The sequence below is a fragment of the Bradyrhizobium sp. HKCCYLRH3073 genome (genome assembly GCF_051167995.1).
Classification (GTDB): domain Bacteria; phylum Pseudomonadota; class Alphaproteobacteria; order Rhizobiales; family Xanthobacteraceae; genus Bradyrhizobium.
Genome location: NZ_JBNPUD010000004.1, coordinates 306,463 through 329,081 on the forward strand (window position 1 = coordinate 306,463; position 22,619 = coordinate 329,081).

Here is a 22,619-nt window from a genome sequence, read left to right on the forward strand (position 1 = left end):
CATCCACCTCGAACGGACCAGCGCGTCGGCATGGCAGCCTCCCACCGGGCCGGACCGGCTTGAAAGGCGGAATCAGCTTGCCTACCCTGACTGCAACGATGTGAGGAAACACGATGGCCCAGGAAACCGCAACGCTCGCCGCCTACGTCGCCGCGCTGAAATACGACGATATCCCGCCCGAGGTGCTCGACCGCGCCAAGGTGCTGACGCTCGACTTTCTCGGCAGCGCCATCCGCGCCCGGCGCGAGGCGGAGTCGACGCCGTCGGTGGTGAAGATGCTGGCGGCGCTGAAGCTGGATGCGGCGGGCGAGGCGACCGTGTTCGGCGACGACAGAACCTGGACGCCGGCGGTGGCGGCGCTGCTCAACGGCACGATGGGCCATTCGCTCGACTTCGACGATACCCACGCCGATTCCTCGCTACATCCGAGCGCGCCGGTGGTGCCGGCCGCGTTCGCCGTCGGCGAGATGGTCGGCGCCTCCGGCCGCGAGGTGCTGACCGCTGTTGTCGCCGGCTACGAGGTGTGCTGCCGGCTCGGCAATGCGCTCGATCCGACCTCGCATTATGCCCGCGGCTTCCACCCGACCGCGACCGCCGGCACCTATGGCGCAGCAGCTGCCGCCGGCAAGCTGTTCGGCCTGTCGGAGCAACAGTTGATCTACGCCTTCGGCGTCTCCGGCAGCCAGGCGGCGGGCTCGCTGCAGTTTCTCGTCAACGGCGCCTGGAACAAGCGCTATCAGGTCGGTGCGTCCGCGATGAACGGCGTGATCGCGGCCACGCTCCCCAAGAACGACTTCGTCGGCGCGATCGAATCCGTCGAGGGCAAGCACGGCCTGCTGGTCGGCTACACCGACACGCCGCACCATGAAAAGGCCGTCGCCGGGCTCGGCTCCACCTATGAGACGATGAAGATCGGCGTGAAGCCGTATCCGAGCTGCCGCTACACCCATGCAGCGATCGACGCCATCATCGCGCTGCGCCGCGAGCACAATCTGACGCCGGACCAGGTCAAGCGCGTCGAGATCGGCCTGCATCGCAACGGCATCACCTTGACGGGCGACGCCGCGACCAAGCGCCATCCGAGCTCGATCGTCGGCGGCCAGTTCTCGATGTTCTTCACCGGCGCGCTGGCGCTCGACCAGGGCCGCTTCGGCTGGGACGACTACACGCGCCTTGGTGACGCCGCGATCAACGCGCTCGCCGACAGGTTCGACGTCGTGCAGGACGACAAATTGGAGATCGGCCGCAGCCATCCGTTCGGCGCCCGCGTGACCATCACCACCGAGGACGGCGTGCACGAGCGGCTGCACGATGATCCCTCGGGCGAGCCGACCTCGTTTCCATCGGCGCAGGCGATGAGCGACAAGTTCATCACTTTGGCACGGCCGGTGCTGAGCAGCCGCGCGCAAAGCTTTGCCGATGCGATCCTGTCGCTGGAGCGTTTCGACCGTGTGGCGCAGGCGACGGCGTTGGGGAGAACGTAGCGCATGCGTCATTCCCCTCTTGTCGCCGCGATCACGTCGCTCACGAGCTGCGCCACGCCGTCGGCCTCGGGCGGCCAGTTCACGGTGCGACCGAAGCGCGCGATGACGAGGCGCTCGGATGGGATGACGATGACGTACTGGCCGAGCGTGCCCTTCGCGAAGACCGCATCGCGCGGCCAGCCATGCGCGATGCGGTAGTTGGCGCCAAAACTGTCGCCGCGGTTGGTCCAGAAGCCGGCGCCGAGGCCGACATAGGCGTTCGGTGTGGGCGTGGCGACGTAGTCCGCCCAGCCCGCGGGCAAAAAGCGCCGGCCGGCGACCACGCCGTCGTCGAGATAGAGCTGGCCGAGCCGTGCCCAGTCGCGCGCCGAGGCCAGCATCTGGCTCGATCCCTCCGGCGTGCCGGCGGCGTCGAACTCGATCGTGACGCTGGCCATGCCCAGCGGATCGAACAGCTCGCGATGCGCGAAGCGCAGCACATCCGCGGCGCTGCCGCCGGCGGCATCGCGGATGAGATGGGAAAGGATGACGGTGTTGCCGTCGTGATAGTTGCTGACCGCGCCCGGAGCAGTTTTGAGCGGCATGGATTCGGCAAAGGCCGCGCGGTCGGGCTCGACGAACTTCATCCGGTTGACCGGCTCGAGCGCCGACAACAGCGAGGCCTGCAGCGAGCTGCCGAGCGCGAGACCGGCGGTGTGGCGCAGCAGATGATCGACGGTGATGGCATGGCGCGGATCGCTTTCGCTCTGCCACGCCGCCACCGGCGCGGGCGCATGCAGCGCGAGCTTGCCCTGGCGGATGAGAATGCCGATCAGGGTCGCGGTCATCGACTTGGTCGCGGAGAAGCCGAGCAGCGGGGTGTCGAGCGTGAAGCCGGGCGCGTAGCGCTCGGCGATGACCTTGCCGTCCTTCATCACCAGGACGGCATGGGTGCGCCGGAACGGCGGCGCCTCCGGCTCGGCAAAGGCGCGGTCGAGCGCCGCGGCGAGCGCCGGTGTCGCCGGCGCCACGACGTGCGGCGGAGCGATGTCGGGCAGCAAGGCCGGCTGCGGCGGCGACAACCGGACGGTCGGCCAGTCGCGGCTCTCGCCATGGTCCACGTGGCAGCCGAGCCCGTCGCGATACACGGCGTGGCTCCGGCCGAGCCCGAGCAGCGTCACGCTGACGTCCTTGGCGGCGCGATCGACGCGGACGTCCATTGCCCAGCTCAGCAGGCCGGCGCCGGGCATCGCGGCCCGGGTCTCGGAGAGCGTGCGGTCCGGGTCGAGACCGGAGACGAAGGTCTCCGAGCACAGCACGCTGGCGATGAAGCCGGTTGCCACCTTCGGCACATCGCGGGCGCGGGCGCCGCCGACCGCCAGGGCGGTCAGCGCGGTGGTGGCAACGAGAGCAGGCAGCAGGCGGCGTCTGGTCATGAGGAGCTCCGGAAGTTGGATCCGCCGGACCAGACCGCGGCTGCGGCCCGGATGCTCGCCGATTTCGCAAATCGCACCAGCCGGGAATGGCCGGGACCTCGCCGATTCTGGAATTCCTCCGTGATTTCAAGGCCGAACAGATCACGCTGCGGCCAGCCTCATGCGCCGGTATTCGGTCGGCGTCACCCCAGTCACCGCCTTGAACGCCCGGTTGAACGGACCGAGCGACTGGAACCCGGCATCCATGGCGATGGTGATGACCGGCACCTCGGCCTGGGCGGGATCGGCGAGCGCGGCCTTGGCCTCCTCAATGCGGTGGGCGTTGAGGAAGGTGTTGAAGTTGCGGTAGCCGAGCTCGCCATTGATCAGCCGCCGCAGCCGGTATTCAGGAATGGAGAGCCTGGTCGCCAGCATCCCGATGGTGACGTTGTCCCGCCGATAGATCCGCTCATCCGCCATCAGCCGCATCAGCGCGTCGACCAGCCTGCGGTCCGCGGCCCTGGGAGCCGTGGCTTCGGGCTCTGCGACCGGCGGTGTCTCCGGCGCGAACACATCGCCGGCACCGACCCTGAGCAGCATCAGCGCGACGGCGCCGACCACGACCAGGAACATCGCCGCATTGACCACATTGGCAAGCTCGGATGGGCCGCTGCCGGCGGACGCCATCTGCAGCAGCGCATTGACGCCACCGTAGGACAGCGCCGCGATCACGACGAAGGCCCGGATGCGCCGCCGTCCCTCGACGAGATCCGCCGACCAGGAGCGGATGGTCTGCGCCAAGGTCAGGCCAAGGAAGCCGAGCGCCAGCACATTGTTGGCGACGATCACGAGCCGGCCATGTCCGGCAGGTCCGAGCACGAGACAGCCGATCAGGCTGAAGCCGAACACAGCCAGCCAGATCAGGCCGTGCAGCCCGCGCAACGCAAAGCCGTCGTCGAACAGCGCGCGGCAGAACAGCCAGAGCACGATGATGTCGGCCGTCGCGAGCGCAATCAGCGGCGCGGAAGCGAGCGATGGCGCCGCCGTCCCGCCGATGTTGAAGGTCGCCGCATGCGCGGCCGAGCCGAGCGCCAGCGCGATCGCCAGCCGGCCGCGCCATTGACCACCGAGGTCACGTCCCAACGCGACGGCGAGCACGGCGAGCAGCGCAATGGCGGCGGCGCGAAGCACGAGATCGAGGCTGTCGAGCGTCATCGTCACGGATCCGTTGTCAGCGCCGGAACTCTAGGCCGGAGTGCCGCTCCGTTCAAATCACGCCGACGCCGCGACCTCATGCCCTGCCCTCGCCGTCGCGAAGCTGCTAGGCTCGCGTGACCACATCTCAGGAGCGTCCCATGAGCTGGCAGCCTTCGAACGATCCCGAATTCGGCGATCCCACCTCGTGCGATGCGCTGGAGCACGTCATCGTGCCGCGCACCCGTGATCTCGGCGACGGCTTTGCGGTACGCCGCGCGCTGCCGCATGGCCGCCGGCAGATGGTCGGGCCGTTCATCTTCTTCGACCATTTCGGTCCGGTGCAATTCGTCTCCGGCAAGGGCATGGACGTGCGGCCGCATCCGCATATCGGCTTGGCCACCGTCACCTATCTGTTCGACGGCGCCATCATGCATCGCGACAGCGAGGGCAACGTCCAGGAGATCCAACCCGGCGCGATGAACCTGATGACGGCAGGCCGTGGCATCGCGCATTCCGAGCGCACGCCGGACCTGCAGCGGCAGAACGGCCAGAACATGCTGGGCCTGCAGAGCTGGATCGCGCTGCCGGTCGAGTCCGAGGAGATCGCGCCAAGCTTCCAGCATTATGCGGCTGGCGCGCTGCCGACGGTCAGCGACACCGGCTTCTCCGCGCGCGTCATCGCCGGCCGGGCGTTTGGAAAAGCTTCGCCGGTGACGATGGTGTCGCCCTGGTTCTATGTCGAGGTCACCGCGCAGGCCGGCACGGTGGTGCCGCTCGATCCCGATCACGAGGAGCGCGCCATCTACATCGTCGACGGCGAGGTCGAGATCGCGCGCGAGCGCCACGAGGGACCGCGGCTGCTGATCTTCCGGCCTGGCGATGCGATCAGCGTGCGCACAGTGAAGCCGACCCGGATGATGTTCCTCGGCGGCGACGCGCTGGAGGGGCCGCGCCACGTCTGGTGGAATTTCGTCTCCTCCAGCAAGGAGCGCATCGAGCAGGCCAAGCAGGACTGGAAAACCGGCCGCTTCGCCGCCGTCCCGCAGGAGCACGAGTTCATTCCGCTGCCGGAATAGGCTATTGGGAGCGCAACGCTCCCGTTTCGAAGGCTCCGAACGATGACCACGCTTCTCGCCAGCAATCTGCCGCTCCCGAAAATCGGCCGCGGCAAGGTCCGCGACATCTATGCCGTCGGCGACGACCGCGTGCTGCTGCTGACCACCGACCGGATCTCCGCCTTCGACGTCGTGATGAACGAGACCATCCCGATGAAGGGCGCGGTGCTGACGCAAATCTCGGCCTACTGGTTCAACGCGCTGGAAGGCGTGGTGCATCACCACATGATCTCGGCCGACACCGACGAGATCATCGCCGAGGTGCCGGCGCTGCAGCCGCATCGCGAGGAGATCCTCGGGCGGGCGATGCTGTGCAAGCGCACCACCGTGTTTCCGATCGAATGCGTGATCCGCGGCTATCTCTCGGGCTCGGCCTGGAAGGAATACGCCGCCAGCGGCACGCTGGCCGGCGAGCAGCTTCCCGCCGGCCTCGTCGAGAGTGAGAGGCTCGAGCCCGCGATCTTCAGCCCGGCGACCAAGGCCGAGACCGGCCACGACGAGAACATCACCATCGCCAGGATGCGCGAGGTGGTCGGCGACGACACGGCCTACACGCTGGAGAGCATGACACGCGCCGTCTATACGCTCGGCGAGACGCTGGCGCGTGAGCAGGGCATCATCATCGCCGACACCAAGTTCGAGTTCGGCCGCGACAAGGATGGAAACATCATCCTGATCGACGAGGTCATGACGCCGGATAGTTCGCGGTTCTGGGCCGTCGACGCCTATCAGCCGGGGAAGCCGCAGCCGAGCTTCGACAAGCAGCCGCTGCGCGACTATCTCGACGCCGAGCGCAAGGCCGGCCGCTGGAACGGCGACGCTCCACCGCCGCCGCTGCCGCAGAGCGTGGTGGACGCGACGAGCCAGCGTTATCTGGAGGCGTTCCGGCGCGTGACGGGCAGCGAGCTGAAGATCTAAGGATCGCTTTTCTGCGGTCAGCGGTTGCACGACCAGCGCTCTTGTTTGGACGTGTGAGCTGAACTCATGCCGCATCGGCAGTGCTCCCCCTCACCCCGCTGGCAGGGAGGGGAGCCGCTGATCCGGATTGCATTCGAGGCAATCCGAGCTCCCCTGGAAGGGGCAGAGCCATGGTATCTGGCGATCAGAGTCGTGCGCTCATGCGTCGCCACATCGTCATGGCCGGGCTTGTCCCGGCCATCCACGTCGTTCAGCACGCTGAGCGCCACGTGGATGCCCGGGACAAGCCCGGGCATGACGGCGTAACTAACGTCCGGGATTGTTTGTCGCCACAGCCCGTACCTCATATGAAATGGCCCTATTGCAAGCGAGGCGAGCGCCGAGCATGCATGAGCCCCGCCATCCATGTTAAGACGCGCCTGATCGGCCTCGCGGCGCAATGGCCCGAGTTCTGCTGATCGATCCCGCCCTCTGGAAATGCCGAGGGCGCAGGGAAGGCCGGGAGCTGGCTGCTCCCATGGCCCGCCTGCGGAAAAAAATGCAGGCGGCAGGTACCACAGGTTCAGCCGAGACATCCCGGCCCTCCCTGCGCGATGGGTTTACGTCTGCTCCGCGCTCTCCCCGGGGACCGGCTTGTTTGCCCCCGTCGCCCTGATGACACGTCCTGTCAGGGATCGCGTCACCGCGGACTTGGCGCCAGCTTCGGGGCGCCAGGACCACACAGCTTGAACGTCCGCGAGCTGTCCATCGTCCAGCGCATCAGCACCTGACAGACCCGCGGCCACCGCTCCCCGCCTCTACGTATCGTGACGACGCGTACGCCCCTCTGCATGAGGACGGGATGCGCGGATAGAAACATGATTTCGGAAAATTAGCAAGCACAAACTGGTGCGGCAGAATAGCCCGACGGGCAGTTGCGTACGGCGCGCATTTGGCGCAGGTCGGCTGAACAATTACTTCCCGTCCGCAAAACGCCGCTCCACATGAAACGACTTGGCCGTCACCAGCCACTCGCCGCCAATCAGGTGAAAGCAGAGATAGTCGAGATAGAGAATCAGATCGATCCTGACGCGAACCTTCACGACCGCCTGCGTGGATGATGCGAAGTCGATGAGCAGAATTTCCTGCTGGCGGGGCGCGCTCTTCGACTGCGGCGAGGGGGTGGTCGTCAACAGCTGACGATACTCGGCCGCGGTCAGGACGCGCAGAGCCTCGTCACGCAGGCCGTGCAGTTGCGCGGTCGGCGCAAACACCCGGTCAAATCGTTCGACATCAGAGTCGAACATGGTGTCGAAGTATCGCTCGACGGCATCGAGCAACGTCTGGGGCACAGCGGTGTCGGTCATATCCAGGTCTCCGGAGGCTCGTGGGAAGCACGTCATCCTCGCCCCGAACCGGCGCGCGTGTCCTTGCGAACTGTGCTAACGTACGGGCTCGTTACGCAATAGACCCACTGTTTTCCGCGACTGATGTCAGAGATATGCCAAAAGCCAAGCTCGATGCGATCGACCAGCGCATCATCGGGGAATTGCAGGCCGACGCCCGGCTCAGCAATGTCGAGTTGGCCGACCGGGTCGGCCTGTCACCGTCTCCCTGTCTTCGTCGCGTCAAGCGGCTGGAGCAGGACGGCGTCATCCAGGGCTATCGCGCGGTCCTGAATCGCGACGGCGTCGGCCTCGGATTCTCGGCATTCCTCGCGATCAAGATCGCGGGACATGCGAACGAACACGCTCTGGCCTTCGAAGAGGCCGTCTGCGCGATGCCGGAAGTCCTGGCCTGCCATCTGGTCTCCGGCGAGTCGGACTATCTGCTCGAGGTCGTCACGGCCGACCTGGAGCACTACCGGCAGTTCCTGGTCGAGCGGCTGCTGAACCTGCCCATCGTCCGCGAGGTCAAAAGCAACATCGCGATCCAGACCCGCAAGGCCGCGGCACCGCTGCCGCTGCAGCACGTTCAGTGACGCTATCGGCAGACGAATGCGCCGGTCGACGGTGGTCACGCTGCCGCCTTCGGCGGCGGCTTTGCCCACGCTACAGCTTGGATCCGACAACGCACGTCATTGGCCTCATCGGTCTACGGACCTCATCTCCCCGGCGCGCAACTAATCCTCGAACCCCACGAACACCGTCGCGTCCTTCACCGACTTCCGTTCCGACACCACGGCATTGGCCGGGAAATCATGATCCGGCCAGCCGAGCGCGATGCTCTTCATGATGACCTGGTCGTCGGCGATCCCGGCGTGCTCGCGGACGACGGGGGACTGCATGATGCCCTGGCTGTTGATGACGGCGCCGAGGCCGCGTGACCATGCGGCATTGACCAGCGCGGTCGTGACGGCGCCGCAGTCGAACGGCGTGTCGTCGCTGCCGTCGAGCACGCGGTCATAGGTGACGATGATGCAGACCGGCGCGTCGAACTGGCGGAAGCCGCGCAGCACCCAGTCCTGGCGCTTCTCCTTGTCGTCGCGCGCGATGCCCATCGCGGAGAACAATTGCTTGGCGACGCCGATCTGGCGCTCGCGGTGCGCGCCGTCGAACGGCTGACCGATGCGAAACTCGCGCGACTGCGGCACGCCGGCGAGCATGCGCTCGGTGTTGCCGGCACGGATGCGGTTGAGCGGCTCGCCGGTGATGACGTAGAAATTCCACGGCTGGGTGTTCATCGACGATGGCGCGCGCATCGCCAGCGTGAGGATTTCCTCGATCAGCGCCCGCGGCACCGGATCCGGCTTGTAGCCACGGATGCTGCGGCGGCCGAGGATGACGTCGTCAAACTGCATATGCTGGTATTCCCGGAATGATCACTGAGCTGGCCGCGATCTTCGCGACTTTCCGGTTCCAGTGCAAGGTTGCGACGCGCAGGCGATCATCTGCGTCACCGCCTCGAACCGGACTAACGCCTCAGCATCGTCAGCACCGCGCGCGCCAGATCATCTGGATTTTCCACGAGACGGTCTGCACCGGCGGTTTCGAGCTCGTCGCGGCTGCCATAGCCCCAGAGCGCGCCGAGACTCCGCATCTTCACGGCATGGGCGCCTGCGATGTCGTGGCGGCGGTCGCCGACCATGAGGCTGTCGCGCGCGGCGATATTCCGTTCGGTGAGGATATGCGCGAGCAACTCGGGCTTGTGATCCAGCGCACCCGACGGCACCGAGCCATGAATGGCCTGGAAATACGATATGAGATCGAGATGCTCCAGGATGCGCCGCGCGAACAGCTCGCGCTTCGACGTTGCGAGATAGATGCGCAAGCCCGCATCGTGCATCGCCTGCAGCGCCTCCCGGATGCCGGGATAGAGCGTGCTGCCGAACAGACCGATCTCGCCATAGTGCTCGCGGTAGGCCACGACGGCCTCGTCGACGCGACCGTCGCCGTGGGCCTGCAGCAGCACACGCAGCATGTCCTGCAGCGGCGGACCGATCACGGCGGTGACGTCGAGCGTGTCGTCAGGCGCATGACCGAGCGACCGCAGGGCCGCGAGCGCGCTCGCGACAATGCCGGGGCGCGAGTCGATCAGCGTGCCGTCGAGGTCGAGCAGCACTGAGTGAACCGGAGACATGTCCGAGCATAGCGGCCGGTGTGAGACGCGTAAACGCCCGCTCCGTGCCGCGCAGACGCGGGCATCAGTTCCGCCGCGACAATGAATGCATCAGGCCGATGGCTTGAGCAATTGCCCGCGGTCCGCCGCAGGCCTACGCTGATAAGAAACTCCAGGGAAGGAACCGAGCCGATGGCAGTGATCGCATCGATCGAGACCGGTCTTTATCGCATCCCACTTTCCGTCACGCTGTCCGACAGCACGCATGGCGAGATGACAGCCTTCGAGTTGATCACGTGCAGGGTGCGCGATGCCGACGGCGCGGAGGGTGTCGGCTACACCTACACGGTCGGCCGCAACGGCCCCGCGGTCGCCGACATCGTCAGGCGCGAGATCCCCGATCTGGTTGCGCGGCACGAGGCCGACGACACCGAGGCGATCTGGCATCGGGTGTGGTGGGGCCTGCATTATGGCGGGCGCGGCGGTCCAGTCGTGCTGGCGCTGTCGGCGCTCGACATCGCGCTGTGGGATCTGAAGGCGCGGCGCGCGAAGCTGCCGCTGTTCCGGCTGCTCGGCGGCTTCGATGCCCGGGTGCCCTGCTATGCCGGCGGCATCGACCTCGATCTGTCGGTCGACGCTCTGCTGAAGCAGACCGACGACAATCTCGCCAAGGGCTTTCGTGCCATCAAGATGAAGGTCGGCCGGCCGGGTCTCTCCGCCGACGTCGCGCGCGTGCAGGCGATGCGGCAACATCTCGGCGACGGCTTTCCGCTGATGGGCGATGCCAACATGAAGTGGACGGTCGAGGAGGCGATCCGCGCCGCCCGCGCGTTGCAGCCGTTCGATCTCACTTGGCTGGAGGAGCCGACCATTCCCGACGACATCGCCGGCCACGCGCGCATCCTGAGCGCCGGCGGCGTGCCGATCGCGGCCGGCGAAAATCTGCGCTCGCTGTGGGACTTCAAGAACTACATCGCCGCCGGCGCGGTGTCGTATCCCGAACCCGACGTCACCAATTGCGGCGGCGTCACCGCATTCATGAAGATCGCGCGGCTCGCCGAAGCGTTCAACCTGCCGGTGACCAGCCATGGCGCGCACGACATCACCGTGCACCTGCTGGCGGCCTGCCCGAACCGGTCGTTTCTCGAAGCTCACGGTTTTGGCCTCGACCGCTACATCGAGCATCCGCTCGTGCTCAGGGATGGCCTGGCCCAGGCGCCGGCGCGGCCGGGCCATGGCATCGCGTTCGACTGGGAGGGGCTGGCGAAGCTCGCGGCGTAATGCGGCCGATGCTCGGACACCACTGCTGACACAAGGCTGTCAGCAGCCCTGCGATAGCGGGTCGGGGACCGATCCTCGAACGCAAGGTAAAAGTCATGAAGTTCGCATCGACCCGTCTGGTGGCGGCCGACATCAAGGCCGTGGTCAGCTTCTACGAAAAGGTCACCGAGCAGACGGCGGATTGGCTGGCGCCGGTGTTCGCCGAGATCGTCACGTCGCGCGCAACGCTCGCGATCGGCAGCGCCGAGACCGTGGCGCTGTTCAAGGAGGGCAGCGCCGAGCCCGGCGCCAATCGCAGCGCCATTCTGGAGTTCGAGGTCGATGACGTGGATGGTGATTTCGCGCGGTTGAAGGACGAGGTCGAGGTGGTGCACGCGCCGAAGACGATGCCGTGGGGCAACCGCGCCGCTCAGTTCCGCGACCCGGAGGGCACGATCGTCAGTCTTTATACGCCGGTCACCGACACCGCCAAACAGCGCTTCGGATCACGCTGAAGAGACTCGCGGGCGCGCATCCGCCCTAAGCCTTTGCGCTCGGACGGCTCGAAACCTCGCCGTACCATCGCCTGAGATGATGGAGATGATTCGGCGGATCGAGCTTGGCGCGGGCTGCAAAGTCGACCGACACCATGGCGGTGATGTCGGCGATGCTGAAATCGGGCCCGCAGACGAAGGCGTGCTCGGCCAGCCGCGCGTCGAGCCATGCGAGGTAGTGCGCGACGCGCAGGCGTCCGCGCTCCGCGAGCGCCGGGATCTGCTCGAGCGGCAGCGGACCCGGCAATGCCCGGCGCTCCAGCCCAGGGGTGCCGTTGCGAAAGGCCTCCTGGAGAGCGTAGAGACCGTCCCATTCGATCCGCCGGATCCAGCATTCGATGAGCGCCCGTTCTTCGGCGTCGCGGCCCATCAGAGGCGGTGCGGGATGCAGCTCCTCGAGATAGCGGCAGATCGCGATGACGTCGGTGATGGCAGCCCCGCTGTCGAGCTCCAGCACCGGAACGGTGCATTGCGGATTCAGCGCGCGAAACTCCGGCTCGAACTGCTCGCCGGCACGCAGATCAAGCCGAACCATGGGAATGGCGAGACCTTTCTCGGCGAGAAAGATCCGCACGCGGCGCGGGCTTGGGGCGACTGCGGCATCGTACAGCTTCATGAGCGTTCTCTCTGTCTGACCAAACCACGGGCGCGTGACGTCGGAACGAGTCGGCGCGGGTCGTTCTGCGCTGTCACGATCGACGTCGTGGCATGTTCCCAGGCCCGCGGCCTCGCCGCGGGATGACGGTGATCATGACGCAGCCGGATCAGTCAGCCCCGAAAATCTCGTCCTGATCCATCCGCACCGCGCGCAACTTGCGCGTCCTGCGCCAGTCCTCTTGCTGCGAGAAGACGGCGTAAGTGATCAGCAGCGAGCGACGGCGCGCGCCGCTGCGGTTACGCGTCGCGCCGTGCAACAGGTTGACGTCGAACAGCAGGATGTCGCCGGCCTCGCCTGCCGTGACGAACGCAGACGACGCGGCCCGCGCATCGTCCGTGTCGAGGCGATGCGAGCCCGGCACCACTTGCGTGGCGCCATTGTCGGGGCCGAAGGAATCGAGAAAGGCCAGCGCCGACACGGCGTCGGTGCGCCGGCGATCGACGCCGTCGCGATGCAGCGGCTGCTGGCCGCGATCGGCACACGGCTCGCGCCCTTCGACCTGGCCGAGGAAGAACGGCGCCTTCAGGACATGATGCACGGCGGCGAGCATCACCGGCAGGCGGCAGACCTGCTGCACCGTCGCATCGAGATCGACCATGGCGTGGCGCCAGTCGCGGCCGCGCGGCACCGGCCATTGCTCGGACGGCCGCGTGCCCAGCTCGAAGGCGTCGCGTAATGGGGCAAGCCAATCCGCCGGAATCGCACCGCGCAGCAGCAGATAGCCATCCCCATCGAGGCGGCGCGCCTCCGCGTCCTGAAGCTGGCCGACGCTGCTGCGCGTGAGGGCTGCGGTCATAGTGGGCTCGCAAAACAGAGGGCGTGGTTCGCTGCATCATGGTCGGCGATCCGGCGCTCCGCGGCAAGCGTCCGCTCGCTCCCAGGTCGCCAGGTGCCCCTCGCTGCTGCATTCATCCGGCCATGACCGCCATCGCTCCGGAGGACGCTGAGACGATGGGCCGCACCGCGACCCGGGCGGCTCGCCGGGGCCAGTTTACGTTTCATTAACCCCCTCGACCTACGTCTCGTTAGCAACACTCTGCAACGATCCGACATACGGGGTAAACGAGCAATCGAGCTCCTTGGAAGCACGCATGGTCGCCATCCAAAGCACCAACCAGATCTCGCCCGCCAATGAGCGGGTCTATCGCCAGAGCAACCTGCTCGGCGAGTGGAAGGGCAGTTGGACGGCCAACGGCCAGGCCGTGAGCTTCAAGGTCATCAACATCAGAGGCGCCGCGGCCACGGTGGAATACACCCACAACGGCCGCACCGAGCGCGGCATCGGCCAGGTCAATGGCTCGACCATCGACTTTGGCGCGGTCACGCTCGGCACCAAGAACGGCAAGAACGCGGTGCTGCTGTTCTCGGCCGGCGGCGGCAAGGCCACCGCGATGCTCGAAAAGCAGGCGCCTCCCGCCGACGAGAGCAATCTGGTCGGCAGCTGGGCCGGCTACTCCGGCGAGAACGGCCAGAGCGCGAGCTTTCGCGTGCTGTCCGTCAGCGGCAAGGAGGCGCAGGTCAGCGTGACGACCAACGGCGTCACGCGCGAGGGCACGGGGATCGTCTACAACAACGTCATCATGTTCGGCCAGTCGCAGATCTCGACGACCGACGGCAAGAGCGGCAAGGTCATCTTCCAGGTCGGCAACAAGTCCTACCTGGTGCCGGTCGACAAGCTGCCCAAGACGGCCTGATTCCCAATATCGCCTCGCCTGAACTCAGGCGTCCGAGGTTCAGACGCCCGCCATCATCACGTATTTGATCTCGAGATATTCCTCGATGCCGTGATGCGAGCCCTCGCGTCCGAGGCCGCTTTCCTTGACGCCGCCGAACGGCGCGACCTCGGTGGTGATCAGGCCGGTGTTGACGCCGACCATGCCCGACTCCAGCGCCTCCGCGACGCGCCAGACCCGGCCGAGATCGCGGGCGAAGAAGTAGGACGCGAGACCGAACGGCGAGGCGTTGCACATCGCGATCACATCGGCCTCGCTATGGAAACGAATGACCGGCGCGAGCGGGCCGAACGTCTCTTCATGCGCGACCAGCGCATCGGCCTTCACGTCCGACAGCACGGTCGGCTCGAAGAAGGTGCGGCCGAGCGCATGGCGCTTGCCGCCGGTGACGATCCTGGCGCCGCCCTTGACCGCATCGGCGATGTGGCGCTCGACCTTCTCGACCGCTTCCTCGTTGATCAGCGGTCCCTGCACCACACCGGCCTCGGTGCCGTCGCCGATCTTCATCGCCGCGACCCTGGCGGCGAGCTTGTGCACGAACTGGTCGTAGATGCCGTCCTGCGCGTAGAGGCGGTTGGCGCAGACGCAGGTCTGGCCCATGTTGCGATATTTCGAGACCATCGCGCCCTCGACGGCGGCATCGACGTCGGCATCGTCGAACACCACGAACGGCGCGTTGCCGCCGAGCTCGAGGCCGAGCTTCTTCACAGTGCCGGCCGACTGGCGATAGAGAATCTTGCCGACCTCGGTCGAGCCGGTGAAGCCGACGAAGCGCACCGACGGATGCTCGCACAGCACCTTGCCGATCGGAGGCGCATCGCCGGTGATGATGTTGAGCGCGCCCGCAGGAATCCCGGCGCGCTCGGCCAGCACGGCGAGCGCCAGCGCCGACAGCGGCGTCTCGTTGGCCGGCTTCAGCACCACGGTGCAGCCGGCCGCCAGCGCGGGCGACACCTTGCGGGTGATCATCGAGTTCGGGAAATTCCACGGCGTGATGGCGCCGCAGACGCCGATCGGCTGCTTCAGCGCCAGGAGACGTGCATCCGGCTTCTGCGTCGGGATGGTCTCGCCATAGACGCGGCGCGCCTCCTCGGCGAAGAACTCGATATAGGCGGCGCCGATATCGACCTCGCCGAGCGCCTCCGTCAGCGGCTTGCCCTGCTCGGAGGTCAGGATCAGCGCGAGGTCCTCGCGGTTGGCCGTGATGAGCTCGAACCATTTGCGCAAGATGTTGGAGCGCTGCTTGGCGGTCAGCCTGGCCCAGGCCGGGAACGCGCGCGCGGCGGCCTCGACGGCTCGCGTGGTCTCCGCAGCACCGAGTTGCGCGACCTTGGCGAGCTCGGCGCCGGTGGCGGGATTGTTGACCGGGAGCACCGGCGTACCGACCCACGCACCATCGATGTAGCACTGCTCACGCAGCAGCGACGGATCCTTCAGGCGGTCACGCAGGCTCGGAGCGGCAGTGGAGGCACGGGCGGCGGCGGGCGGTGTCATCGGGCTACTCCTCGGAGCGAGCGATCTTTCTCCCGACTATAGCCAAGCCCCGGCGGCAGCGCACGACTCGTGCGCCTCCTCAACGGTACATTCGATCCGGCGATCCGTGCCTGTACGGCACCGGATGCTGAATGCCGACGCGCCGGCGCGGGATCAGGCCGCGCCGCTCATATAGGTCTCGCGGCGGCCGATCATGCGCTCCGCCGCCGCCTTGGCGTCGGCCTTGGTCGAGGTGGCGCAGGTGCGGTATTCCAGGTCCGGCAAGGTGGCGGGATCACGGCGGCCGAACCATGATTTCTGCCCCACGGGCAGCAGCGCCAGCGCCTGCGCCACATTGTCGACCGCGCCGAACGCGTACAGCGCTCCGGTCGCCGCAATGCGCACTTCGTAGATGCCGGGCGTGATGGGCGCCTCGATATTGTCACCGCGCCCCGGGCGGGGATACCGCTTCCACTCGCTCCATGTCGAAATCATATCGCCCCCAACGGCGGACATTGCCGCCAAAACACGTCATCGGCTCGAAAAAGCCGGTTCTCGAACTCTTTAATGCAAAAATGGTTGCAACTCACAACAGGCGCAAGCCCGTGGTGGGAACATGGCCCCCATGTGTCGGTCTCGCGGCTACATGGAACTAATCATGATTCTGGCGGAAAATTGAAGCGCTGTGGCCTCCGCAGCGCTGTTGTCCCCGGCTGCTTCGTTCGCGCCGCATCATCACGAGATCGCGACCGGCCGTGGGACCGGCGGTCCTTGCTGGCCGGGCCGGCGCGAGGAACAATCGCCTACCGTCATCAAGAACGGAACGGAGGAGACCATGCAGAACAAGACCGACATCGACGGCGTGCTGCGGCAGAAGGCGGAGGCGGGAGCGATCCCCGGCGTCGTCGCCGTCGCCGCCGACAGCAACGGCATCATCTACGAAGGCGCCTTCGGCAGGCGAGACCTCGGTCGCGACGACCCGATGACCACCGACAGCGTGTTCTGGATCGCCTCGATGACCAAGGCCATCACCTGCGCGGCCGGAATGCAGCTGGTCGAGCAGGGCCGGCTGTCGCTGGATGCGCCGATCGGCACGGTGCTGCCCGACCTCGCGGCGCCCAAGGTGCTCGACGGCTTCGACGCCAATGGCGACCCGATCCTGCGGCCGGCGAAGACCGCGATCACGCTGCGCCATCTGATGACTCACACCGCCGGCTTCTGCTACGACATGTGGAACGGCGACATGGCCACTTATGTGCAGAAGGCCGGCACGCCCGGCATCATTACCTGCAAGAACGATGCGCTGGCGCTGCCACTCGCCTCCGATCCCGGCACGCGCTGGGAATACGGCATCAACATCGACTTCGTCGGCAAGGCGGTCGAGGCCGCCAGCGGCCAGAAGCTCGACGCCTATTTGCGCGACCATCTGTTCGCGCCGCTCGGCATGGACGACACCGGCTTCAAGCTCGGTCCGTCGCAGCGCGCCCGCCTGGTCGGCATGCATGCGCGCGGCGAGGACGGCAGTCTCGCGCCGATTCCGTTCGAACTCGAGCAGGAGCCGGAATTCCACATGGGTGGCGGCGGGCTCTACGGCACGGCCGGCGACTACATCCGCTTCACCCGGATGATCCTCAACAATGGCCGCGGCAACGGCAACCAGGTGCTCAAGCCCGAGACGGTCGCGGCGATGCGCGACAACCACATCGGCGAGCTCGAGATGACGAAGATGGCCGCGGCCGTGCCCGGCGTGACCAACGACGTCGATCTCTATCCCGACATCGTCAAGAAATGGGGCCTCAGCTTCATGATCACGACCGCGCAGACTCCGGAAGGCCGCAGCGCCGGCAGCCTCGCCTGGGCCGGCCTTGCCAACACCTACTACTGGATCGATCCGGCGCGTGACGTCACCGGCGTGATCCTGATGCAGCTGCTGCCGTTCGCCGACCGGCTGTGCCTGGAGACCTTTGCCGGCTTCGAGCGCGGCGTGTATGCCGGGCTGGATGCGGCGGGCAAGAAGGCGGCGTGAGAGAACCCAACGCTCGATCCACGCAGGCAAGATCGTTGTTAGTTGCGCGTCATGCCCGGGCTTGTCCCGGGCATCCACGTCTTTGATCCTGCAAACCGAAGATCGTGGATGGCCGGGTCAAGCCCGGACATGACGATGGAGAGAGATGTGTCACACGCGACAGAGAATGGCCGAGCCGCCTCAGCCCAGGCCTAAACCTTCAGCCCGCTCTGCACCGCCAGTTCCTTCAGCGACACCTGCGGCCTTGCGCCGATGTGCTGGATCACTTCGGCCGCAGCCAGGCCGCCGAGGCGGCCGGCCATCTCGTAGCCGGTCTTGCGCACCAGCCCGAACAGGAAGCCGGCGGCGAACAGATCGCCGGCGCCGGTGGTATCGACCAGGCTCTCGATCGGATGCGCCGGCACCGAGATCACGCCGTCATTCGACACCACGACGCAGCCCTTTTCGCTGCGGGTGACGATGCCGAGCGTGGCGTCCTCGCGCAGCTGCTTCAGCGCGCCGTCGAAATCCGAGGTCTGGTACAGCGAATGCAGCTCGGCCTCGTTGGCGAACACGAGATCGACGGTGCCGCCGCGCATCAGGTCGAGAAACTCCTCGCGATAGCGGTCGACGCAGAACGAATCCGACAGGGTCAGCGCGACCTCGCGTCCGGCGTCATGCGCGATCGCCGCCGCCTTCACGAACGCATCCTTGGCGTCCTTCGGGTCCCACAGATAACCTTCGAGATAGATGATGCGCGCCGCCGCAATCTGCGCGGGATCGATGTCCGCGGCGGTGAGATTTTGCGCGGCGCCGAGATAGGTGTTCATGGTGCGCTCGCCGTCCGGCGTCACCAGGATGTAGCAGCAGCCGGTCGCCGGGCCGTCGGCAGCGGGCGCGGTATCGAAGGTCACGCCGGCGGCACGGATATCGTGCCGGTACATCCGGCCGATCTGGTCGTCCTTGACCTTGCCCACGTAGGCGGCACGCGCGCCCAGGCTGGCGAGGCCGGCGATGGTGTTGGCCCCCGAACCGCCGGACATCTCGGTGGCCGGGCCCATATCGGCATAGATCGCGGCCGCGCGGGCCTCGTCGATCAGCGCCATGCTGCCCTTGGTCATGCCGTGCCGGGCGAGAAAGGCTTCATCGGCATGCACCAGCACGTCGAAGATCGCGTTGCCGATCCCGAGAACATCGTATTTCGCGTCAGTCATCCACTGGCCCCGTTTACGGCGTTTTGCAAACGCTGCGGCCTATCACAAGCGGCGCTGCTATAGAAGCCTGATGATCCGCTCATTCGTGACTGTGTTGTCAGGAACACTGGCTTCGCGCCTGCTCGGCTTCATCCGGGATGCGCTGATGGCCGCGCTGCTCGGCGCCGGTCCGGTTGCGGACGCATTTCTCGCAGCGTTTCAACTCGTCAACGTCATCAGGCGATTGCTGACCGAGGGCGCCCTCAATGCGGCCCTGGTGCCGGCCTGGCTGCGAATATACCAGCAGGCTGGTACGACACATGCGGCAGCTTTTGCCGGCCGTGTGCTCGGCACCGTCAGCGCCGGCCTGCTCGCCGCCACCCTGGTGCTGGCGCTGCTGATGCCGTTCGTGATGACCCTGCTCGCGCCGGGCTTCGCCGGTGAAGAGACGCTCACCTTGGCCGTCAACGATGCCAGGCTGATGCTGCCCTATCTCGCCTTCGCCGGCCCCTCGACCGTGCTGCTCGCACTGTCCAGCGCGCAACGACGCTTCGCGCTCGCGGCCTTCGCCCCGCTGCTGTTCAACGTGGCATTGATCAGCGTGACCATCGTGCTGCTGATGCAACATCCGGATCCCTCGCGGGCCGCGCTGATGCTCGCCGCGACCATCGGCATCGCCGGGCTGCTGCAGCTCGCGTTGCTCGCGCGGCGCGGACGCAGCAGCCGCATTGCCGCGCCGGTGCGTATCGCCCTCGACGCCGAGATGCGCGGCTTCTTCGCCAAGGCGCTGCCCGGCATGGTCGCCAGCGCCGGCCCGCAACTGCTCGCGGTCGGCGGCGCGGTCATTGCCTCCACCTCGCCGTCCGCGGTGTCGTGGCTGTATTTCGCCAACCGCCTGATCGAGCTGCCGCTCGGGCTCGTCGGCGTCGCCATGGGCACGGTGCTGGTGCCGGAGCTGACGCGCGCGCTGCACGAGGGCAACAAGGCGGCTCTTGCGGAGGTGCAATCGCGCGGCCTCGAGCTGACGATCGGGCTCGCGCTGCCTGCGACGCTCGGACTCATGATCCTGAACGAGCCGATCATTCGTTTGCTGTTCGAACATGGCGCATTCAGTTCGGACGATGCCGCCGCGACGGCGCAGGTGCTGACATGGCTCGCGGCAGCGTTGCCGGCGCAGGTGCTGACCAAGGCGCTGCAGCCCGCCTTCTTCGCGCGCGAGGACACGCAGACGCCGCTGCGCGCGACGTTGATCGGATGCTCTGTCGCGATCGCGCTGGCGTTCCTGCTCGCACACGTCTTCGCGGCAAGCGGCATCGCGGCGGGGCTCGCGCTCGGTGCCTGGGCCAATGCCGCGGTCCTGATCCGGCGCGGCGCCACGCGCTTCGGCTTCGCGCTTTCCCCGGCCTCGCGACGCCGGCTGCCGCGCATCACGCTGGCCGCCATGGTCATGGGCGCGGTCCTCTGGATCGCCGCCGGACGCTTTGCCGGCACCTGGAGCAGCAGCCATCTCGGCGCGGCCGCGCTGCTCGGCGCCCTGATCGGCGGCGCCGTCATCCTCTACGGAGGGCTTCTCGTGTCCCTCGGCGCCGTGAGCTGGCGCGAAACCGTCCGGGCGATCCGGCAAAAGCCCGCCGCCGACTTGCACCTTTGAGGCGCACGTGCCAAACGACGCCCAAATCCATCATCCGGAACAGTGATCATGGCCTTCGTGGAACGGGTTTTCTCGGGCGTCCAGCCGACCGGCAACCTGCATCTCGGCAACTATCTCGGCGCGATCGTCAACTTCGTGAAGATGCAGCAGACCCACAACTGCATCTATTGCGTCGTCGACATGCACGCGATCACCATGCCGATCGACGTCTGGGGCGGCCCCGCCGAGCTCGCGCGCAACACCCGCGAGGTCACGGCCGCCTTCATCGCCGCCGGCATCGATCCGAAGAAGCACATCGTGTTCAACCAGAGCCAGGTCTCGGGACACGCCGAGCTGGCCTGGATCTTCAACTGCGTGGCGCGCATCGGCTGGCTGAACCGCATGACGCAGTTCAAGGAGAAGGCCGGCAAGGATCGCGAGAACGCATCGGTCGGCCTGTACGATTATCCGGTGCTGATGGCCGCCGACATCCTGCTGTACCGCGCCACCCATGTTCCGGTCGGCGAGGACCAGAAGCAGCATCTCGAGCTCTCGCGCGACATCGCGCAAAAGTTCAACAATGATTTTGGCGACTCGATCCGCAGCCACGGCTTCGGCGACGGCCTGTTCTTCCCGCTGCCGGAACCCTTCATCACCGGTCCCGCGACGCGCGTGATGTCGCTGCGCGACGGCACCAAGAAGATGTCGAAGTCCGATGCCTCGGACTATTCGCGCATCAACCTCACCGACGATGCCGATACGATCGCGCAGAAGGTCCGCAAGGCCAAGACCGATCCGGAGCCGCTGCCGACCGAGGAAAAGGGGCTGGACGCACGTCCCGAGGCCGATAACCTCGTCGGCATCTACGCCGCGCTGTCGGACCGCAGCAAGGCCGATGTGCTCAGGGATTTCGGCGGCGGCCAGTTCTCCAGCTTCAAGAATGCGCTGGTCGAGCTGTGCGTCACCAAGCTCGGGCCGATCGCCGCCGAGATGAAGCGCCTGACCGCTGATCCCGGCTATGTCGAGTCCGTGCTGGTCGACGGCGCCGACCGCGCCCAGGCCATCGCCGCGGAGACCATGAAGACGGCCAAGGACATCGTCGGCTTCATCCGCAAGCCCTGACCAGAGCGGCACGGCGCGAGCTCCCGAAGTCGGCCTTGCTGCCGCACCACCGGTGTCATTGCAGGCGCCATGGAACCCGCAGCCCTCTCCCCAACGGAGATGGGCTGTGGCAGCATCGCGGCCGGATCGACTCGCAGCAGCAGGCGGGAACGCAATGGCGGCGCAGCGGCAGAGCTACCAGACCGGCCATAAGCCGAAATGCCTGGTCGTGGTCGACGACAGCGAGGAATGGGACCGCGCGGTCCGCTATGCCGGCCGCTGGGCGGTCCGTTCCGGTGGCCGCATCGTCATGCTCCACGTCATCGAAACGGAGGATCAGAACCAGCAATGGCTGGGGGTCGCCGACCTGATGCGGGCGGAGGCGCAGGAGCAAGCGCATGCCGAGCTCGACCAGGCCGCGGCGCTGCTGTCCGCGATCGGCGTGACCGCGCCGGAACGGGTCATCCGCGAGGGTGAGCCGACAGCGCAGATCCTGGAGACGATCGAGCATGACAGCGACATCGCGCTGCTGGTGCTCGCCGCCCATTCGGGCCCCGAGGGGCCGGGACCCCTGGTCACCCATGTCACCAAGACGAGCGGCGCCTTCCCGATCCCGCTGGTGATCGTGCCGGGCGATCTCGGTGACGCCGATCTCGACGCTCTTTCATAGGCTTAGAGCGGAAACGCCGGCCGAGCCCCCTTGATCGTGCGCGCGCTCGCGCCATCTGCTATGAGGACACCACAGGCCGGCCTTGAACCGGCGCTGCCGGAGAAAACCATGTTCATCCAGACCGAAGCCACCCCCAATCCCGCCACCTTGAAGTTCATCCCGGGCCGCGTCGTGCTGCCCGCTGGCACGATGGAATTCAACAGCCGCGACGCCGCCGCGCGCTCGCCGCTGGCCGAGCGCCTGTTCGCCGTCGACGGCGTCAGCGGCGTGTTCTACGGCGCCGATTTCATCACCGTCACCAAGAGCGACGGTGAATGGCAGCACCTCAAGCCGGCGATCCTCGGCGCGATCATGGAGCACTACATGTCGGGCGCGACGCTGCTCGCCGACGGCAGCGCCGCCAATGACGAATCCGCCGACGAGGACGACGAGTTCTACGACGAGGCCGACACCGAGACGGTCGGCATGATCAAGGACCTGATCGAGAGCCGCGTCCGCCCGGCCGTGGCCAATGACGGCGGCGACATCACCTTCCGCGGCTTCAAGGACGGCATCGTCTATCTCAACATGAAGGGCGCCTGCTCCGGCTGCCCGTCATCGACCGCGACCCTGCAGCACGGCATCCAGAACCTGCTGAAGCATTTCGTGCCCGAGGTGGTCGAAGTCCGGCCGATGTGACAAGGGGGCGAGCGAGTAG

The 22,619-nt window shown here is 66.8% G+C and carries 22 protein-coding genes; 12 read left to right on the top strand and 10 right to left on the bottom strand.

The window, feature by feature from the left end:
* The first annotated feature begins 113 nt into the window (after nucleotides 1-113).
* Nucleotides 114-1,484 carry an MmgE/PrpD family protein gene (locus ACQR1X_RS12375; RefSeq protein ID WP_434898933.1) on the top strand — a complete coding sequence of 457 codons (1,371 nt, stop codon included), beginning with the start codon at nucleotides 114-116 and terminating at the stop codon, nucleotides 1,482-1,484.
* Nucleotides 1,485-1,492: 8 nt separating this feature from the next.
* On the opposite strand, the gene ACQR1X_RS12380 is transcribed toward ACQR1X_RS12375, so the two are convergent.
* Nucleotides 1,493-2,899, bottom strand: coding sequence for a serine hydrolase domain-containing protein (locus tag ACQR1X_RS12380; protein WP_434898934.1), 1,407 nt, complete (start codon nucleotides 2,897-2,899; stop codon nucleotides 1,493-1,495).
* Nucleotides 2,900-3,040: 141 nt separating this feature from the next.
* A complete protein-coding gene (locus tag ACQR1X_RS12385; protein WP_316215346.1) occupies nucleotides 3,041-4,093 on the bottom strand; it encodes a helix-turn-helix domain-containing protein in 1,053 nt (350 codons plus the stop codon).
* Between the two features lie 140 nt (nucleotides 4,094-4,233).
* On the opposite strand from ACQR1X_RS12385, the gene ACQR1X_RS12390 reads away from it, so the two are divergent.
* Together ACQR1X_RS12390 and ACQR1X_RS12395 are read left to right on the top strand one after the other, a co-directional pair.
* Nucleotides 4,234-5,151, top strand: a complete 918-nt coding sequence (locus ACQR1X_RS12390; RefSeq protein ID WP_434889640.1) for a pirin family protein — start codon at nucleotides 4,234-4,236, stop codon at nucleotides 5,149-5,151.
* Nucleotides 5,152-5,193: 42 nt separating this feature from the next.
* On the top strand, nucleotides 5,194-6,108 hold the full coding sequence (locus ACQR1X_RS12395; RefSeq protein ID WP_434898935.1) for a phosphoribosylaminoimidazolesuccinocarboxamide synthase: 915 nt from the start codon (nucleotides 5,194-5,196) through the stop codon (nucleotides 6,106-6,108).
* A 953-nt stretch (nucleotides 6,109-7,061) separates the two neighbouring features.
* Here ACQR1X_RS12395 and ACQR1X_RS12400 read toward each other — a convergent pair.
* Nucleotides 7,062-7,454: a nuclear transport factor 2 family protein gene (locus tag ACQR1X_RS12400; protein ID WP_315803902.1), complete on the bottom strand. Its 393-nt coding sequence runs from the start codon at nucleotides 7,452-7,454 to the stop codon at nucleotides 7,062-7,064.
* A gap of 134 nt (nucleotides 7,455-7,588) precedes the next feature.
* Between ACQR1X_RS12400 and ACQR1X_RS12405 the strand changes: the two genes are divergently transcribed.
* A complete protein-coding gene (locus ACQR1X_RS12405; RefSeq protein WP_315803903.1) occupies nucleotides 7,589-8,068 on the top strand; it encodes an Lrp/AsnC family transcriptional regulator in 480 nt (159 codons plus the stop codon).
* Between the two features lie 141 nt (nucleotides 8,069-8,209).
* Here the strand turns inward: ACQR1X_RS12405 and ACQR1X_RS12410 are convergent, their stop codons facing one another.
* Both ACQR1X_RS12410 and ACQR1X_RS12415 read right to left on the bottom strand, forming a co-directional pair.
* Nucleotides 8,210-8,887 (bottom strand): nitroreductase, encoded by a 678-nt coding sequence (locus ACQR1X_RS12410; protein ID WP_316215348.1) that lies wholly within the window; start codon nucleotides 8,885-8,887, stop codon nucleotides 8,210-8,212.
* 113 nt (nucleotides 8,888-9,000) lie between these two features.
* On the bottom strand, nucleotides 9,001-9,666 hold the full coding sequence (locus ACQR1X_RS12415) for an HAD hydrolase-like protein (protein ID WP_434898936.1): 666 nt from the start codon (nucleotides 9,664-9,666) through the stop codon (nucleotides 9,001-9,003).
* Nucleotides 9,667-9,837: 171 nt separating this feature from the next.
* Here ACQR1X_RS12415 and ACQR1X_RS12420 point away from each other — a divergent pair, with 171 nt between their 5' ends.
* Both ACQR1X_RS12420 and ACQR1X_RS12425 read left to right on the top strand, forming a co-directional pair.
* A complete protein-coding gene (locus ACQR1X_RS12420) occupies nucleotides 9,838-10,926 on the top strand; it encodes a mandelate racemase/muconate lactonizing enzyme family protein (protein WP_315803906.1) in 1,089 nt (362 codons plus the stop codon).
* A 95-nt stretch (nucleotides 10,927-11,021) separates the two neighbouring features.
* The gene (locus ACQR1X_RS12425) at nucleotides 11,022-11,420 is read left to right on the top strand and encodes a VOC family protein (RefSeq protein WP_316237966.1); all 399 of its coding nucleotides are present in this window, start codon (nucleotides 11,022-11,024) and stop codon (nucleotides 11,418-11,420) included.
* A gap of 25 nt (nucleotides 11,421-11,445) precedes the next feature.
* Here ACQR1X_RS12425 and ACQR1X_RS12430 read toward each other — a convergent pair whose 3' ends face one another.
* Together ACQR1X_RS12430 and ACQR1X_RS12435 are read right to left on the bottom strand one after the other, a co-directional pair.
* On the bottom strand, nucleotides 11,446-12,075 hold the full coding sequence (locus ACQR1X_RS12430; RefSeq protein ID WP_434898937.1) for a glutathione S-transferase family protein: 630 nt from the start codon (nucleotides 12,073-12,075) through the stop codon (nucleotides 11,446-11,448).
* Nucleotides 12,076-12,223: 148 nt separating this feature from the next.
* Complete coding sequence (locus tag ACQR1X_RS12435) at nucleotides 12,224-12,913, bottom strand: phytanoyl-CoA dioxygenase family protein (RefSeq protein WP_434882308.1); 690 nt, start codon at nucleotides 12,911-12,913, stop codon at nucleotides 12,224-12,226.
* Between the two features lie 295 nt (nucleotides 12,914-13,208).
* Between ACQR1X_RS12435 and ACQR1X_RS12440 the strand changes: the two genes are divergently transcribed.
* Nucleotides 13,209-13,811, top strand: a complete 603-nt coding sequence (locus ACQR1X_RS12440; RefSeq protein WP_316179062.1) for a hypothetical protein — start codon at nucleotides 13,209-13,211, stop codon at nucleotides 13,809-13,811.
* Nucleotides 13,812-13,850: 39 nt separating this feature from the next.
* Here ACQR1X_RS12440 and ACQR1X_RS12445 read toward each other — a convergent pair whose 3' ends face one another.
* Both ACQR1X_RS12445 and ACQR1X_RS12450 read right to left on the bottom strand, forming a co-directional pair.
* A complete protein-coding gene (locus ACQR1X_RS12445) occupies nucleotides 13,851-15,344 on the bottom strand; it encodes an NAD-dependent succinate-semialdehyde dehydrogenase (protein ID WP_315803911.1) in 1,494 nt (497 codons plus the stop codon).
* 153 nt (nucleotides 15,345-15,497) lie between these two features.
* Complete coding sequence (locus ACQR1X_RS12450) at nucleotides 15,498-15,818, bottom strand: hypothetical protein (RefSeq protein ID WP_315803912.1); 321 nt, start codon at nucleotides 15,816-15,818, stop codon at nucleotides 15,498-15,500.
* A gap of 340 nt (nucleotides 15,819-16,158) precedes the next feature.
* Here ACQR1X_RS12450 and ACQR1X_RS12455 point away from each other — a divergent pair, with 340 nt between their 5' ends.
* Nucleotides 16,159-17,349 (top strand): serine hydrolase domain-containing protein, encoded by a 1,191-nt coding sequence (locus ACQR1X_RS12455; protein WP_434898938.1) that lies wholly within the window; start codon nucleotides 16,159-16,161, stop codon nucleotides 17,347-17,349.
* A 191-nt stretch (nucleotides 17,350-17,540) separates the two neighbouring features.
* Here the strand turns inward: ACQR1X_RS12455 and ACQR1X_RS12460 are convergent, their stop codons facing one another.
* Nucleotides 17,541-18,542 carry an adenosine kinase gene (locus ACQR1X_RS12460; protein ID WP_315803914.1) on the bottom strand — a complete coding sequence of 334 codons (1,002 nt, stop codon included), beginning with the start codon at nucleotides 18,540-18,542 and terminating at the stop codon, nucleotides 17,541-17,543.
* 70 nt (nucleotides 18,543-18,612) lie between these two features.
* Here ACQR1X_RS12460 and murJ point away from each other — a divergent pair, with 70 nt between their 5' ends.
* From murJ to ACQR1X_RS12480, 4 genes are all read left to right on the top strand, one after another.
* Entirely contained in the window at nucleotides 18,613-20,172 is a 1,560-nt protein-coding gene (murJ, locus tag ACQR1X_RS12465) for a murein biosynthesis integral membrane protein MurJ (protein ID WP_434874553.1), read from the top strand.
* 48 nt (nucleotides 20,173-20,220) lie between these two features.
* Nucleotides 20,221-21,273 (top strand): tryptophan--tRNA ligase, encoded by a 1,053-nt coding sequence (gene trpS, locus ACQR1X_RS12470; RefSeq protein WP_315803916.1) that lies wholly within the window; start codon nucleotides 20,221-20,223, stop codon nucleotides 21,271-21,273.
* 154 nt (nucleotides 21,274-21,427) lie between these two features.
* Complete coding sequence (locus ACQR1X_RS12475) at nucleotides 21,428-21,922, top strand: universal stress protein (RefSeq protein WP_434898939.1); 495 nt, start codon at nucleotides 21,428-21,430, stop codon at nucleotides 21,920-21,922.
* Nucleotides 21,923-22,030: 108 nt separating this feature from the next.
* Entirely contained in the window at nucleotides 22,031-22,600 is a 570-nt protein-coding gene (locus tag ACQR1X_RS12480) for a NifU family protein (protein WP_434898940.1), read from the top strand.
* Nucleotides 22,601-22,619 lie beyond the last annotated feature (19 nt).